We start from the raw sequence: 14,815 nt of genomic DNA, 5'->3' as shown, positions 1-14,815 counted from the left end.
CGCATGCGTTTCTGTGGACGGCACGCAACCGTGGACTTATGCGCCGTCCGGTGAACCGAAATAACCGCCCGCTGCGCCGTCAATGAGTCCCGCCTTCACAAGACGTGTGCGTAGACTCACGCTAGCGCGATTGTGCGAAAAGACAGCGACGATTAACAGGTCAATTGCGATGCGTGAAGGTCCTCCGACGAACGTCGAGATCGACCTCGATGCCCTCTGGGCCTCGGTCCCCTGCCCCACGCTGGTGGTCGATCACGCGGGCGTCATCCGGGCCCTGAGTCTATCGGCGGGGTCGGCGCTGCCGGGCGTCGGCGTAGGCAGCCGGCTCGAGGACACCGCCGATTGGCTGTGGCAGGCGCACGACCGCCTGCTGACCGCCCCGCCCAGCGAGGACGCCGACGAGCCGGCCATCTGCGGCCGCGTGAGCGGCCGCAAGTTCGACGCGCATCCCGCGGTACTGCCCGGCGGCGAGGTGGCCTGGTCACTGGTCGAGGACACCGGCCAGGTGCTGCGCGAGGCGCAGTACTCGCTGGCGCGCGAACAGGAGCGCACGGAGTTTCTGCTGGAGGCCTCCTCGGTGCTGATGGCGTCGCTGAACGTCGACCGGTGCCGCGAAGCGACGGTCCAGCTCGCGGCCCGGCACCTGGCGGACGCCGCAGTGGTCGTCGCGCCGGCGGGCCTCGGCCGGCGGCTGCCGGTCTTCTACGGCGGCCAGGGCGGGGTTGTGGAGCAGCGCAGCGTCGACGCCGACCCCGCGACGGTGGCGGGTCTCGGCGAGGCGCTCCGCGGGTTCCCGCCGGTCTCGTCGCAGTGGATTGACCCCGACTCGGTTCCGGACTGGCTGATTCCGCACGACTTCGCCGGCTCGGTGGGCTCGCTCATCATCCTGCCGCTGCCGGGGCACGGCGTCTCGGCGGGCGCCCTGGTGCTGTTGCGGCGCGCGACCCACACGGGCTTCAGCGAGGGCGAGGAGGTGTTTGCCCGCCTGTTCGCCGCCCGGGCCGGTGCGGCGCTGTCGGCCGCGCGGCTCTACGCGGAGCAGGCGGCCATCACCCGGACCCTGATGCGCGATCTGCTGCCGCCGCCGCTGCAGGCGGTGCACGGGGTCGAGTTCGCCGGCGGTTACCGGGCGTCGGAGGACTACGAGGTGGTCGGCGGTGACTTCTACGACGTCCACCCCGCGGCCACACCCGACGACGAGACGCTGGTGGTGCTCGGGGACGTCTGCGGGAAGGGCCTGGACGCGGCCGTGCTGACCGGGAAGATCCGCAACACGCTGCAGGCGCTGGCGCCCCTGGCGGGCGACCACGAGGGTGTGCTCACCCTCCTCAACAAGGCGATGCTGTCCAACGAGCACACCCGCTTCGCCACGCTGGTGCTCGCCTCGGTCACCCACCGCGACGGCGAGGTGATGCTGCGGCTGACCAGCGCCGGCCACCCCCCACCGCTGATCGTGCGCGACGGCGGGCAGGTGGAAGAAGCCGACACCCGGGGCACGCTCGTGGGAGCTCTGCCCCGCATCACCGTGCGATCGTTCGAGACCAGCTTGGCACCGGGCGAAACGTGTGTCCTCTACACCGATGGGGTAACCGAGGCCCGTGGAGGCCCACTGGGCGAAGACTTTTTCGGTGAGCACCGTCTGGCGGCCGCGTTGACCGGCTGTGCCGGTATGCCGGCCGAGGCGGTGGTGGAACGGGTGCTCATGCTCACGACGCAGTGGGTCGGCCGGCGCACGCACGACGACGTCGCCGTGGTCGCCATCACCGCTCCGCGCCGCACGCACCTGACCGCGGTCGACGGCCACACCCGGGGGAGGTACATCGCATGAGCGTTCAGGACACCGATACGGCCACCGCCCGGACCACCGGCGCGGCGGATCCTGCGGTGTTCCGTGAGCGGCTGTGGGGCGCGGTGACCGACCGCGACGAGTACGCGGCAGCGGCCACCGTGTTCGGCGCGGTGGACGACGGCATGAGCCCCGAGGACGTCCTGCTGCAGGTCATCGCTCCGGTCCAGCGCAGGGTGGGCACGGAATGGGCCGCCAACCGCATCACGGTGGCCCAGGAGCACGCGGCGACGGCCATCAACGACCGCGTGATCGCCGCGCTCGCGCACCACACGGCCAGCGCGGTCACCGCCCACGGCGGCCACGTCACCGTGGCGTGCGTGGACGGCGAGTGGCACGCCCTGCCGGCCCGGCTGCTGTCCGAGGTCCTGCGACTGCGCGGCTGGCAGGTGGACTTCCTGGGCGCGCAGGTCCCCACTCCCCACCTGGTCGCGCACCTACACCACTACGGCCCGCACGTCGTGGCGCTGTCCTGCTCGATCCCCACCCGGCTGCCGACCGCCCACGCCGCCATCGTCGCCTGCCAGGCGGCCGGCGTTCCGGTGCTGGCCGGGGGCGCCGCCTTCGGCCGCGACGGCCGCTACGCCCGCCAGCTGGGCGCCAACGGCTGGGCCCCCGACGCCCGGTCCGCCGCCGAGCGGCTGACCGAGGGCTTCCCGAGGGTGCTTCTGGCGTCCGCGCGTCAGCCCGTCGACGACCTCCCGCACCTGGTCGACCAGGAATACACCATCGTGAGCCGGACGGCCGCGCAGCTGGTCAAGTCGACCATGACCGGGCTGGAGGAGCGCTTCCCGGCGATGCGCGCCTACACCGACTTGCAGCGTCAGCACACCAGCGAGGACATCGCCCATATCGTCGAGTTCCTCGCCGTCGGCCTCTACACCGACGACGACCAGCTGTTCACCGACTTCATCGCCTGGACGGGCGACATCCTGACCGCCCGCGGCGTCCCGGCGGCCGCTTTGCAGCCCGCGCTGGACCTGCTGGCAACCCGGCTGATGGACTTTCCCCGCAGCCGGCGGCTCCTGCACGCGGCGAAGAACGTCCTCGGCGCCGAAACCAGCGCGGGAGCACACGAATGAACCTCACGATGTCCGTCGCCACGACCGCCCGCTCGGCCTGCCTGCGCGTGGCCGGTGAGCTCGACTACGAGACCACGAACGAGTTCATCGACACCGTGGCCGGGCTGCTGACGAGCCAACCGGCCCTTGCGCACGTTCACCTGGACTTCTCCGAGCTGGCCTTCTGCGACTCCGCCGGCCTGTCGGGCCTGCTGCTGGTTCACCGCAGGATGTGCCAGGCGGGCGTGCACCTGCACCTCGACCACCGGCCGGCACACCTGGACCGCATCCTGCAGATCACCGGCACCTTCGAACACCTCGTCGCCACCTCGCCCACCGATGCCGCGACGGTCGGTCCCCCCTCCCCGGGTGAGTCCAGGGTCCGCTGAGCGCCGGCCGTCCCGGTCAGTGGGCAATCAGGGTGGCGTTCGAATCATGAACCGGTCCGAGTCATGAGCCGACAGAGCGGCTTTCTGCGGCGTGCGACGGCGCGCACGTTCCGGGACCGGCGCGATGCCGGCCGGGCGCTGGCCGCCGAACTCTCCGACTTCCGCGACGACGCCGCCGTGCTGGTCTTCGGGCTGGCGCGCGGCGGCGTCCCGGTGGCCTGGGAGGTCGCGGCGGCGCTGCGTGCCCCGCTGGACGTGTTCCTGGTCCGCAAGCTCGGCGTGCCTCGCTGGCCCGAGCTGGCGATGGGCGCGTTGGCCAGCGGCGGCGGCGTGGTGATGAACGAGAACGTGCTGTCGGGCGTGCAGGTCACCGACGAACAGGTGCGCGAGGTGGTCGAGCGCGAAGCGGCCGAGCTCGCCCGGCGAGAGCTCGCATACCGCGGCGGGCGGCCGGTTGCCGACCCGCGCGGCAAGGTAGTCATCCTCGTCGACGACGGAATCGCCACGGGCGCAAGCATGTTGGCAGCGGTCCGGGCGGTGCGGGCCGCCGGCCCCCGGTCGGTCACGGTGGCGGTGCCGGTCGGGCCACCGTCCAGCTGCGCCGAGCTGGCGAGGGAGGCCGACAGGGTGGTGTGCGCGAGCATGCCACCGGACTTCGAGGCCGTCGGGCAGGTCTACGCCGATTTCCACCAGGTCGGTGACGACGAGGTCCGCGGCCTGCTGGACACCCCGACCGGCTGAGTCAGCCGGCCGGCTCCTCACCGCGACCGTCGGCGGGCACCGTCGATTCCGCGGTGGCGTCGACGCCCTCTGTTCCCGACACGGCGGTCTGGTCGGGGGTCACGGGGGTTTCCTCGGGGTAGTCGACGTAGTCGCCCCGGTCGCCCTGATCATCTCGGTCGGCGTGGTCGTCGTCAGCGGTTTCGGCGTTGTCCTCGCCGGTCGCGTCACGCCGCTGGCGCTCCTGCAGGGCGTCGATGATCAACAGCACCACACCCAGCACGCTGGCCCCGATGCACACCCACGCCACCAGCTCGTTGCTGGTGACAACGGCGAAGACCAGTGCGACCAGGCCGATCAGGGCAAGCACCAGCGCAATGATGAGCATCAGCGATCCTCCGGCCGACGGGCGAAATGACCAGGCACGGTCACCGGCTAGTTATTACCCCGATTGAACTGCTCGAACCCGCCCGCGTCGGCGCTCGAGTCGACCGGCGCTGCCGATCCGCGCTGGCCGAGCTCCTCGAGCTGGGACTCCAGGTAGGTCTTGAGCCGGGTCCGGTATTCGCGCTCGAAGGTGCGGAGCTGCTCGAGGCGGCCTTCCAGCACCGTGCGCTGCTGATTGATGGTGCCCATGATCTCGGAGTGCTTGCGCTCGGCGTCGGCCTGCAGGGCGTCGGCCTTCTCCTGCGCCTGGCGCAGCTGCGTCTCGGAGCGGGTCTGGGCGTCGGCGAGCATCGTGTCGGCGCGCTGCCGCGCCTCGGAGACGGTGGTCTCGGCGGTGTGCCGGGCCTCGCTGAGAATCTGGTCGGCGTTGGCGCGGGCGTCGGCCAGCATCTTCTCCGACTCCGCCTTGGCCGTGCTGGTGAGGCGGTCGGCGGTGTCCTGCGCCAGGGTGAGCACCCGGGCGGCCTTCATGGCCTGCTCCTCGTTGTTCACCCCGGCGGCCGCTGCCGGCGCGGCGGTCGGGGCGGCCTTGACCGGTTCCGGTTCGGAGACGGGAATCGCCTGCGTGGCCTGGGCCGATACGCCGGCGCCCGCTCCGCCCCCGGAAGCGAGTTCCTGGTCGAGTTCCTCGATGCGTTGCCGCAGATCGGAGTTCTCTTCGATGAGCCGGGTCAGCTCCGCCTCCACCAGATCGAGGAAGGCGTCGACCTCGTCTTCGTTGTACCCCCGCTTGCCGATCGGTGGCTTACTGAACGCCACATTGTGGACGTCGGCTGGTGTAAGCGGCATTGTTTCGTCCCCTCAAGTTCCTGTCGAACGTTCTGGAAAGTGTAGAACGCGCTGGTAGCCGTTGTGCAACTGCCGTCCATCCTGTCACAACAGACGCGATCGTTGCTGATCAGGCCAATTTTTATGAATCAATTCCAAACATTGAGACCAATAAAATCCCAATCCTGAGAAGTTTTAAATCGCGCGGCCCAATCCGACGCTAAAACGTGGCCGATCCGTCTCCGCCCCGGAACGTGGCTCACGCCGCGGCGCTGAAAGCCAGTTGCATGCCGATGAAAGCGACCAGCAGCAGCACCATGATGGACAGATCGAAGCGAACCGCCCCGATGGTGAGTTGCGGAATCAGCCTCCGCAACAACTTCACCGGCGGATCGGTGATCGACATGATGGTCTCGAGGATCACCACCGTGAGACCGGTGGGATGCCAGTCACGGCTGAACGAGCGGATGAACTCGACGACGACCCGAGCGATGAGTAGCAGCCAGAAAATGAACAGCGCAAACCCAAGGATCTGAAAGAACAGCACCAACTGCGAGCCCCGACCTTACCGATGCGAAGACCGACGATGTCGGCCGCCGCTCACGAGAGCGGCGACCCCAGCGTACCGACTCGCGGGAGGCGAAGGCCCCTACTGGTAGGCGTAGAAGCCGGTTTCGGCGATGCGGCGGCGCTCCTCCGGGGTGACGTCCACGTCGGCCGGCGAGAGCAGGAACACTTTCGTCGCGACCTTGTCGAAGGAGCCGCGCAGCGCGAAGGCCAGGCCGGCAGCGAAGTCGACCAGCCGTTTCGCGTCGGCGTTGTCCATCGACACCAGGTCCATGATGACAGGGGTGCCGTCGCGGAACCGCTCGCCGATGGTGCGGGCCTCGCTGTAGTCCTTGGGACGCAGCGTCGTGATCTTCGACAGCGGATGACCCTCCTCGAACATCATCGCCATCCGGCGTGGGTCCATCGCCAGCGCCCCGCGGGTGGAGTTGCGCAGCCACGAGCCCAGGCGGGGCCGGGTCATGTCGGGCCGGTCGAAGTCGCGCGGATGCACCGCGCCGTAGCGGGCCTCGTCGGGGTACCCACCGCGGTAGCCGGCGGGCGGCGGGTAGTCGGCGGGCTCGCCGCGCGGGTCGTCGTATTCGCGGCCCTCGTAGCGGCCGTACCCGTCATCGAAGCGCTGGCGCGGGAAACCCCTGGACGGGGCGCGGTCGTCGTAGTACTCGTCCTCGTAGTCGTCCATCGGGGCCATACCGAAATAGGCTTTGACCTTGTGCAGTGTGCTCATTGCGCTTGACCCTTCTAGCCCCTGGATTCGTGGTATCGGTGATGAAGGTGTGACTACAGTGACTTATTACGGTGACCGTAACGGTCGCGGGCCCAATAGCGCGGTACCGACACGCACACACGTCGACCCGTGTTTGACCGCCACTTCGAAATCGCCGGACATGCCCGCGGACAGTCCGACCGCGCCCGGATGCGAGTCGAGGACCCGGGCGTGCTCGGACTGCAGCCGCCCGAAGGCGTCGTCGGGGTCCCACTCCAGCGGCGGGATGCCCATCAGTCCCACGAGTTCCAGGTTCGGGGAGTCGGCGACCTGCGCGCACACCTCGTCGACCGCCCGCGGCGCCGAGATGTCGACGCCGCCGCGCGACACGTCGCCGTCGAGGCTGACCTGCACATAGACCCGCAGCGGCTCGGTGCGGCGGCCCTCGGCCAGGGCCGCGGAAACCCCCCGGTCGAGGCCGGCGACCAGCTGCGGGCCGTCGACCGAGTGGGCCGTGTGCGCCCAGCGGGCCACCGACCGGGCCTTGTTGCGCTGGATGTGGCCCACCATGTGCCAGCGCATGGCCGGCAGATCCGCGCGCGCCGACGCGGCCGCGACCTCGGACACCTTGGCCAGGGCTTCCTGGTCCCGCGACTCGCCGACGGCCCGGCAACCCAGGCGGGACAGGATGACGACATCGCTGGCGGGAAAGAACTTGGTGACGGGCAGCAGCTCGATCTCGCTGACGCTGCGGCCCGCCGCCTCGGCGGCCGCGGCGAGCCGCGAACGCACCGCCGCGAGCGTGCGCGTCAGCTCCGAGTCGCGGTCGTCCCGGCCAGACCCGTCCGGCGCCATGGCGGTCACTCCATCCAGATCAGCGAGGCCAGCCGCCCGGTGGGGGCGTCACGCCGATGGCTGAACAGCGCCGGGTCGGCCACCGTGCACCGCCGGTCGACGTCGACCGACGTCACTCCCAAATCCCGCAGCTGGCGGGCGATTCCGGCTCGAAGGTCGAGGCCGGGCGTCCCGGCCGCGGTCGTCGTGCGGCTGCCGGGCAGCGCCGCCTCGACCTCGTCGGCCATCACGACGGGCACCTCGTAGTTGCGGCCGCTGACCGCCGGGCCCAACAGGGCCGAGATATCGCCCGCGTGCGCGCCCAATTGCAGCATCGCCTCCACGGTGCGGGCCACCACGCCGCGCTGGGCGCCGACACGACCCGCGTGGACCGCGGCGGCCACACCCGCGCGCGCGTCGGCGAGCAACACCGGCACGCAGTCCGCGGTCACCACCGCCAGCGCCAGCCGCGGTGTGGTGGTCACCAGGGCGTCGGTGTCCGGGAGCGCGGCCTCGCGCGGCTCGTCGACCACCTCGACGTGATCGCCGTGCACCTGGTTCATCCACACGATGCGGTCGCCCAGGCCGATGGCCCCGGCCAGCCGCGCCCGGTTGGCCGCCACGGCCGCCGGGTCGTCGCCGACGTGGTCGCCGAGGTTGAAGCCGTCGAACGGCGGGGCCGACACGCCGCCCTCGCGGGTGGTGGTGACGCGACGGATGCGGTAGCTCACGCCACCAGTATCCGGACTTTCCTGTCGGGCAAGCGGCCCCGACTCGTCGAGTCCGGGTCGCGCTGTCACGGGCACGGCGTCAGCGGCGCATGAACGGCGGCACGTCGACATCGTCGTCGTCACCGCCGATATTCAGTGTCGCGCCGTTGGTGTGCACCGGCACGCTGACGGCGTCGACCGGCTCGAACAACGTCGACGTGAGCTTTCCGGCCGCCGCCGTCTCGATGCGGTGCGCGCCGCCGGTCTTCTCGCCGGACGCGCCGACGACCGGCTTGCGGCCCGGGCCCTGCGCGTCGAAGCCCGCCGCGATGACGGTGACGCGGACCTCGTCGCCCAGCGAGTCGTCGATGACGGTCCCGAAGATGATGTTGGCGTCCTGGTGGGCGGCGTCCTGCACCAGCGAGGCCGCCTCGTTGATCTCGAACAGCCCCAGGTCGCTGCCGCCGGCGATCGACATCAGCACGCCCTGGGCGCCCTCCATCGACGCCTCCAGCAGCGGCGAGTTGATGGCGATCTCGGCGGCCTTGAGCGAACGCCCTTCGCCGCGCGCCGAGCCGATGCCCATCAACGCGGTGCCGGCGCCGGACATGATGCCCTTCACGTCGGCGAAGTCGACGTTGATCAGGCCCGGCGTGGTGATCAGGTCGGTGATGCCCTGCACGCCGTTGAGCAGCACCTCGTCGGCGCTGCGGAACGCGTCCATCAGGGACACCGCGGCGTCGCCCATCTGCAGCAGCCGGTCGTTGGGGATCACGATCAGGGTGTCGCAGCTCTCGCGCAGCGACGTGATGCCGTTCTCGGCCTGGTTGCTGCGCCGCTTGCCCTCGAACGAGAACGGCCGGGTCACCACGCCGACGGTCAGCGCGCCGAGCTTGCGGGCGATGCTGGCGACGACGGGGGCCCCTCCGGTGCCGGTCCCGCCACCCTCGCCCGCGGTGACGAACACCATGTCCGCGCCGCGCAGCAGCTCCTCGATCTCGTCCTTGGCGTCCTCGGCGGCCTTGCGGCCGACCTCCGGGTCGGCCCCGGCGCCCAGCCCTCGCGTGGAGTCCCGGCCGACGTCGAGCTTGACGTCGGCGTCGCTCATCAACAACGCCTGCGCGTCGGTGTTGATCGCGATGAACTCCACGCCCTTGAGGCCCTGTTCGATCATCCGGTTGACGGCGTTGACGCCGCCGCCACCGATACCCACGACCTTGATCACGGCGAGGTAGTTATGCGGGGGGGTCATCATCTCGTCTTCCTCCCTTGATGGGCTTGGCTCTCCCGGTGGTGGCGTGCTTCCCGGATGTACGGCTACCCGGCAAACCCTCAACCTCAACCATAGAGTTAGAGTTATGTCAAGTAGTTCCGCGCAAACAGAACGGTATGGGTACCGCGCGTCCTTGCCCCGCAGGCGCGCCGACGCGCCGCGCGCGAATTTTCGGGCGGATTTCGGGCTACTTGACCGTCGGCAGGTCCGGACTCGACACGTCGTAGGTCCGCCCGGGCTGCGTCAGCAGCGCGGCCAGCTTCTCGGCCTTCTCCTCGGTGCGGTCCGCGGTCCCCCAGATCACCGTCCGCCCGTCCGACAGCGTCAGGGTGATCGACGCCACCGACGGGGCGGCGATCCGGCCGACCTGGCCCGCGACCTCGGGCCGCAACGCCAGCAGCACCTGCAGCGCGGCCTTGGTGGCCGGGTCGTTCGGTCCGGGGTCGGCGACGTCGAGATACGGCAGCGCCGGCGGCGGCGGCCCGGTGGCGAAGTCCACGCCGTCGCGGTCGAACAGGTGCGGGCCGTCGGGAAAGTCCTTGACCGCCACGGGAATCCGTTCCGCGATCGTGATCCGCAGCGCCGACGGGTACTGTCGCTGCACCCGCGCGCTGGCCACGCGCCGGATCGCCGCCACCCGGTCGGCGACCTTGCCGGTGTTGATCTGCAGCAGCGGCGTGCCGGGCCGCACCGCCGCGGCGGTCAGCACCTCCTCGCGGGTCACCGCGCCGGTGCCGACGACGACGATGTTGCGAGCCGACATCGCGGGCGTGAAGTAGAGGACCAGCGCCAGCCCGACCCCGAGGACCATCAGCAGCACCGTCACCAACAGCATCTTCAGGCCCCGGACAACGCCCCGCCCAACGGGTTTGGGCTCGTTGGCCGTCCGGCCGCCGGCGCGGCGCTTGGCCTCGCGGCGGGCTTCTTCGATGGCGGTAGCGCGGGCCTGGGCGGCACGGCGCTCGGCGCGTTCCCGGCGGGCGCGGCGCCGCGGGCCCTCGAATTCGGCTTCATCCGAAGCCTTTTGGCCGGATTCGGCGGGGGCCGCATCCGGCGGGGACGGGGCGCGGTGGGCGGGCCCCCCGGCGAAGATCGGTTCGGTGGCCGTCTCGTCGCCGGCGACCAAATCGGTCGGCGGGGCGTCGCCGGGATCGCTCATCGCAAGACCCCCGGCCGCCCCGGCGCACTGCGGTTGGCCCGCACCCGCAGCGCGGTCACGATCTCCGGGCCCAGCAGGGTCACGTCGCCGGCCCCCATCGTGACGATGACGTCGCCCGGACCGGCGGCCGCGGCCACCTGGTCGGCGACGGCGGAGAAGTTCGTGAGGTAGTGCACCGGCACGCTGACGTGCTCGGCGACGGTGGCCCCGCTGATCCCGGCGAGCGGTTGTTCGCGGGCGCCGTAAACGTCCAGCACGAACACCTCGTCCGCGGCGTCCAGCGCGCGACCGAATTCGGCGGCAAACGCTTTTGTGCGCGAATACAAGTGGGGCTGAAAGACCACGAGGCAGCGGCCGTCCGAAGCTTGGCCGGGGGTGTGCTCCAAGACGTTGCGCACCGCGGCCAGCGTTGCGGCGATCTCGGTGGGATGGTGTGCGTAGTCGTCGAACACCTGCACCGATCCCTTGCCGACCGTAGCGGTGCCGACCAGCTCGAAGCGGCGGCGCACACCCTCGAAGCCGGCCAGGCCGTCGAGCACCTGATCGGTGGAGGCGCCGATCTCGGTCGCCGCCAGCAGCGCGCCGAGCGCGTTGAGTGCCATGTGCCGCCCGGGCACCGAAAGCCGCATCACCCGGGGGTGCGGCTCGTCCGCCAGCCGGATGTGGGCGACCGCCTCGGTTCCGTGCTGCTCCCAGGACAGCAGCGCCGCCGCAAGATTCTCGCCCGCCGACCCGTACCGAAGCACCCGGATGCCCAGCTCGGCGGTGCGCCGGGCCAGCGCCGCTGCCCCGGGGTCGTCTGTGCACACGACCAGCGTCCCGCCGGGGGCGAGCCGCTCCATGAAGGAGTCGAAGACCGCGACGTAGGCGTCGGCGCTGCCGTAGAAGTCCAGATGGTCGGTCTCGATGTTGGTGACCACCACGACGTTGGGCGTGTACTCGAGCAGCGAGCCGTCGCTCTCGTCGGCCTCGGCGACGAAGCAGTCACCGCTGCCGTGGTGGGCGTTGGTGCCGGCCTCGCCGAGCTCCCCGCCGACCGCGAAGGACGGATCGCGCCCGCAGTGCTGCAGCGCCACGATCAGCATCGACGTCGTCGTGGTCTTCCCGTGGGTGCCGGTGACCATCAGCGTGGTGCGGCCTTCCATCAGGCTGGCCAGCACGGCCGGCCGCAGGATCACCGGGATGCCGCGCCGGCGCGCCTCGACCAGCTCCGGGTTGGTCCTGGGGATGGCGGCATAGGTGGTCACGACGGCGGTGACGCCGCCGGGCAGCTGGTCGAGCGCCGAGGCGTCGTGCCCGACGCGGATGTGCGCGCCGCGGGCGCGCAGCGCGTGGATGCCGCGCGACTCCTTGGCGTCGGAACCGGAGACCTGCCCGCCGCGGTCCAGCAGGATGCGGGCGATGCCCGACATGCCGGCCCCGCCGATGCCCACCATGTGCACCCTCCGCAGCTCGGGGGGCAACTCGGGCGGTGGCTGGCCGGCGTTCATCGCGGTCCCCCGCCCGGCACGGCGCGCCTGGCGATGTCCAGCGCAGCCTGAGCCACCTGCATCGCGGCGTCGCGGTGCCCCACCTGCGCCGCAGCGGAGGTCATCGCCGCGAGCCGCGCCGGGTTGCCCAGCAGATCGCCGGCCTGCTGGGCGACCAGGCCCGGCGTCAGCGCGGCGTCCGACACCACGATCCCGCCACCGGCGTTGACCACCGGCAATGCGTTGAGCCGCTGCTCACCGTTGCCGATCGGCAGCGGCACGTAGATGGCCGGCAGGCCGACCGCCGAGACCTCGGCGACCGTCATCGCGCCGGACCGGCAGATCACCAGATCGGCGGCCGCGTAGGCCAGGTCCATCCGGTCCAGGTAGGGCACCGCCACGTACGGCGGGTCGCCCGGGCGCGGTTCACGCAGGTCGAGGCTGTTTTTGGGGCCGTGGGCGTGCAACACGGCCACGCCGGCGGCGGCCAGGTCCGCGGCGGCGGCCGAGACGGCCCGGTTCAGCGAGACCGCGCCCTGCGACCCGCCGAACACCAGCAACACCCGGGCGTCGTCGGCGAAGCCGAAATGCCTGCGGGCCTGGGTCCGCAGCGCCGCGCGGTCCAGGGTGGTCAGCGCCGCCCGGATCGGCACCCCGACCACCTCTGCGCGGGGCAGCCCGCACTCGGCCACCGCGCACAGGATGCGGTCGGCGGTGCGGACGCCGACCCGGTTGGCCAGTCCCGCGCGCGCGTTGGCCTCGTGGATCACCACCGGGATGCGCCGCCTGCGCCGCAAACCGCCTGGGATGCCACGCGCGGCGAGGTAGGCCGGCAGCGACACGTAGCCGCCGAAACCGACCACCACCTGGGCATCGACCTTGTCGAGCACTGCGCGGGTCTCCCGGACCGCGCGCCACACCCGGGGACCGAGGCGGGCCAGATCGCCGGTGGGCTTGCGCGGGAGGGGCACCGGCGTGATCAGCTCGAGGTCGTAGCCGCGCTCCGGCACCAGCCGGGTCTCCAGGCCACGCCGGGTGCCCAGCGCGGTGATCCTGACGTGTGGGTCGAGCGCGGTCAGCGCATCGGCGACGGCCATCGCGGGCTCGACGTGGCCGGCGGTCCCACCGCCGGCCAGCACCACCGACACCCTGGATCTGACCGACAGGGCGGAACCGGCCGATGATGCGGCACCGGCGGGCGAGGAGCTTCCCCCCTGCCCGCCGGACGGCTCGTTGACCGTGTCGTTCACCCGTGACGCTGACCTTCCAGTGCGCGAGCGCCCCGTGTCGGGCGCCGGCCCGCATACCGCTGGCCTGCTCCATGATGCCTGCCGCGCGAACGGGCGGCGCCGCCAGACCGGGGCGCCGGGCGGGCGGCCTTGCGCGCGGGCGCCTTGGGGGCTGGTTGCGGGCGCCCGCCCTTGCGGGCGCGGAACGCCTCGATGCGGCTGGGCACATACGGCTCGGGCAGCGGCAGCCGCAGCAGCCTGTTCATCTTGTCGTCGCGCCCAGCCCGCAGCGCGGCCACCGCCTCCGGCTCGTGACGCGCCGCGTTGGCCATGATGCCGATCATGAAAAGCGTTGCGGCCGTTGATGTCCCACCGGCGGAGATGAGCGGCAGCTGAATGCCGGTGACGGGCAGGATCCCGATGACGTAGCCGATGTTGATGAACGCCTGACCCAGCACCCACATCGTGGTGGTGGCGGTCAGCAGCCGCAGGAACGGGTCGGCCGAGCGGCGCGCGATCCGCATCCCGGTGTAGGCGAACAGCCCGAACAGGGCCAGCAGCGCGAACGCGCCGACGAAGCCCAGCTCTTCGCCGATGATCGCGAAGATGAAGTCGTTGTGGGCGTTGGGCAGGTAATTCCACTTGGCGACGCCCTGACCCAGGCCGTCGCCGAAGATCCCCCCGTGGGCCAGCGCGAACTTCGCCTGCCGAGCCTGGTAACCGGTGTCCTGCGGGTCGTTCTCGGGGTTCATCCAGGACCGGACCCGGTCGGACCGGTATCCCGCCGACATGGCCAGGATTGCCCCGGCGACGAAGACCGCCAGCAGCGAGGTGCCGAACACGCGCAGCGGCAGCCCGGCGTACCACAGCAGGGCCAGCAGGATGATGCCCAGCGACACCGTCTGCCCCAGGTCGGGCTGGGCCACGATCAGCGCCAGGGCGATCACGGCGGCCGGCACCAGCGGGATCAGCATGTCGCGCAGCGAGGCCCGCTCCATCCGGCGGGCGGCCAGGATGTGCGCGCCCCAGATGGCGAAGGCGATCTTCGCCAGCTCGGACGGCTGCATCGAGAAGCCGGCGATCACGAACCACTTCCGTGAGCCGTTGGCCAGGTTGCCGATGCCGGGAACGAGCACCAGGACCAGCAGGATGATGGTCACCACGTAGCCGGTGAACGCGACCCGGCGCAGGAAGCGCACCGGCATCCGTATCGAGATGTAGGCGCCCACCAGGCCGATCACGGTCCACAGGACCTGCTTGCCGAAGATCACCCACGCCGACCCGTCGGCGTCGTAGGACCGCACGCCCGACGCCGAGAGCACCATGATCAGGCCGAGCGTCGTCAGCAGCCCGGCCACGGCGATGATCAGGTGAAACGAGGTCATCGGACGGCCGAGCCAGGCGCCGAACCGGCCGTGCGAGTCGCCCTGTTCGACGGGGGCGGCGGGCGCCGGGGCCTTGACCTCGACGGTCTCGACGGTGTCCTCGCCGCCCGGGATGACGGTGGCTTCGGCTGCTTCGGCTGCTTCGGCTGCCGCCGCGGCGTCGGGCTCCCCCTGCGCGGCCGCCTTGCCCGCCGGCGTCGTCTCCGAATTCTTCTTGGCCCGGCGCAGCCGCCGGGTCAGCGGGTTACCCAC

15 protein-coding genes are annotated in these 14,815 nt (G+C 71.2%); 4 read left to right on the top strand and 11 right to left on the bottom strand.

Features of this window, described 5'->3' with window-relative positions; genetic code table 11:
* The first annotated feature begins 169 nt into the window (after positions 1-169).
* From G6N48_RS04640 to G6N48_RS04625, 4 genes are all read left to right on the top strand, one after another.
* The gene (locus G6N48_RS04640; protein WP_085271084.1) at positions 170-1,828 is read left to right on the top strand and encodes a PP2C family protein-serine/threonine phosphatase; all 1,659 of its coding nucleotides are present in this window, start codon (positions 170-172) and stop codon (positions 1,826-1,828) included.
* Positions 1,825-2,928: a cobalamin B12-binding domain-containing protein gene (locus G6N48_RS04635; protein WP_085271083.1), complete on the top strand. Its 1,104-nt coding sequence runs from the start codon at positions 1,825-1,827 to the stop codon at positions 2,926-2,928. The genes G6N48_RS04640 and G6N48_RS04635 overlap by 4 nt, the downstream gene beginning before the upstream one ends.
* An 8-nt stretch (positions 2,929-2,936) precedes the next feature.
* Positions 2,937-3,296, top strand: a complete 360-nt coding sequence (locus G6N48_RS04630) for an STAS domain-containing protein (RefSeq protein WP_232066537.1) — start codon at positions 2,937-2,939, stop codon at positions 3,294-3,296.
* Positions 3,297-3,359: 63 nt separating this feature from the next.
* Entirely contained in the window at positions 3,360-4,037 is a 678-nt protein-coding gene (locus G6N48_RS04625) for a phosphoribosyltransferase (RefSeq protein WP_085271081.1), read from the top strand.
* 1 nt (position 4,038) lies between these two features.
* On the opposite strand, the gene G6N48_RS04620 is transcribed toward G6N48_RS04625, so the two are convergent.
* From G6N48_RS04620 to ftsW, 11 genes are all read right to left on the bottom strand, one after another.
* Positions 4,039-4,404, bottom strand: coding sequence for a hypothetical protein (locus tag G6N48_RS04620; protein ID WP_085271080.1), 366 nt, complete (start codon positions 4,402-4,404; stop codon positions 4,039-4,041).
* Between the two features lie 47 nt (positions 4,405-4,451).
* A complete protein-coding gene (gene wag31, locus G6N48_RS04615; protein ID WP_085271079.1) occupies positions 4,452-5,252 on the bottom strand; it encodes a DivIVA-like cell division protein Wag31 in 801 nt (266 codons plus the stop codon).
* A gap of 238 nt (positions 5,253-5,490) precedes the next feature.
* A complete protein-coding gene (locus G6N48_RS04610) occupies positions 5,491-5,781 on the bottom strand; it encodes a YggT family protein (protein WP_085271078.1) in 291 nt (96 codons plus the stop codon).
* A 99-nt stretch (positions 5,782-5,880) separates the two neighbouring features.
* Positions 5,881-6,525: a cell division protein SepF gene (locus tag G6N48_RS04605; RefSeq protein WP_085271077.1), complete on the bottom strand. Its 645-nt coding sequence runs from the start codon at positions 6,523-6,525 to the stop codon at positions 5,881-5,883.
* Positions 6,526-6,591: 66 nt separating this feature from the next.
* Positions 6,592-7,368, bottom strand: a complete 777-nt coding sequence (locus G6N48_RS04600; RefSeq protein ID WP_372511186.1) for a YggS family pyridoxal phosphate-dependent enzyme — start codon at positions 7,366-7,368, stop codon at positions 6,592-6,594.
* The gene (gene pgeF / locus G6N48_RS04595; protein ID WP_179969845.1) at positions 7,365-8,069 is read right to left on the bottom strand and encodes a peptidoglycan editing factor PgeF; all 705 of its coding nucleotides are present in this window, start codon (positions 8,067-8,069) and stop codon (positions 7,365-7,367) included. Before pgeF ends, G6N48_RS04600 begins: the two co-directional genes overlap by 4 nt.
* A 79-nt stretch (positions 8,070-8,148) precedes the next feature.
* Positions 8,149-9,300, bottom strand: a complete 1,152-nt coding sequence (gene ftsZ / locus G6N48_RS04590) for a cell division protein FtsZ (protein WP_085271121.1) — start codon at positions 9,298-9,300, stop codon at positions 8,149-8,151.
* Positions 9,301-9,508: 208 nt separating this feature from the next.
* A complete protein-coding gene (locus G6N48_RS04585) occupies positions 9,509-10,480 on the bottom strand; it encodes a cell division protein FtsQ/DivIB (RefSeq protein WP_163670789.1) in 972 nt (323 codons plus the stop codon).
* Positions 10,477-11,970: a UDP-N-acetylmuramate--L-alanine ligase gene (gene murC, locus G6N48_RS04580; RefSeq protein ID WP_085267177.1), complete on the bottom strand. Its 1,494-nt coding sequence runs from the start codon at positions 11,968-11,970 to the stop codon at positions 10,477-10,479. Before murC ends, G6N48_RS04585 begins: the two co-directional genes overlap by 4 nt.
* Positions 11,967-13,199, bottom strand: a complete 1,233-nt coding sequence (gene murG, locus G6N48_RS04575) for an undecaprenyldiphospho-muramoylpentapeptide beta-N-acetylglucosaminyltransferase (protein ID WP_085267178.1) — start codon at positions 13,197-13,199, stop codon at positions 11,967-11,969. Before murG ends, murC begins: the two co-directional genes overlap by 4 nt.
* Positions 13,196-14,815: a putative lipid II flippase FtsW gene (gene ftsW / locus G6N48_RS04570; RefSeq protein ID WP_232066536.1), complete on the bottom strand. Its 1,620-nt coding sequence runs from the start codon at positions 14,813-14,815 to the stop codon at positions 13,196-13,198. The genes murG and ftsW overlap by 4 nt, the downstream gene beginning before the upstream one ends.

This window comes from Mycobacterium parmense, assembly GCF_010730575.1.
GTDB classification, from domain to species: Bacteria; Actinomycetota; Actinomycetes; order Mycobacteriales; family Mycobacteriaceae; genus Mycobacterium; species Mycobacterium parmense.
The sequence above is the reverse complement of the archived record's forward strand: the minus strand, read 5'-3'. Positions and strand labels throughout refer to the sequence as shown.

Coding starts and splice junctions, on each gene's coding strand:
- G6N48_RS04640 (WP_085271084.1), top strand. CDS start 170: ATGCGTGAAGGTCCTCCGACGAACGTCGAGATCGACCTCGATGCCCTC.
- G6N48_RS04635 (WP_085271083.1), top strand. CDS start 1,825: ATGAGCGTTCAGGACACCGATACGGCCACCGCCCGGACCACCGGCGCG.
- G6N48_RS04630 (WP_232066537.1), top strand. CDS start 2,937: ATGTCCGTCGCCACGACCGCCCGCTCGGCCTGCCTGCGCGTGGCCGGT.
- G6N48_RS04625 (WP_085271081.1), top strand. CDS start 3,360: ATGAGCCGACAGAGCGGCTTTCTGCGGCGTGCGACGGCGCGCACGTTC.
- G6N48_RS04620 (WP_085271080.1), bottom strand. CDS start 4,404: ATGCTCATCATTGCGCTGGTGCTTGCCCTGATCGGCCTGGTCGCACTG.
- wag31 (WP_085271079.1), bottom strand. CDS start 5,252: ATGCCGCTTACACCAGCCGACGTCCACAATGTGGCGTTCAGTAAGCCA.
- G6N48_RS04605 (WP_085271077.1), bottom strand. CDS start 6,525: ATGAGCACACTGCACAAGGTCAAAGCCTATTTCGGTATGGCCCCGATG.
- ftsZ (WP_085271121.1), bottom strand. CDS start 9,300: ATGACCCCCCCGCATAACTACCTCGCCGTGATCAAGGTCGTGGGTATC.
- G6N48_RS04585 (WP_163670789.1), bottom strand. CDS start 10,480: ATGAGCGATCCCGGCGACGCCCCGCCGACCGATTTGGTCGCCGGCGAC.
- murC (WP_085267177.1), bottom strand. CDS start 11,970: ATGAACGCCGGCCAGCCACCGCCCGAGTTGCCCCCCGAGCTGCGGAGG.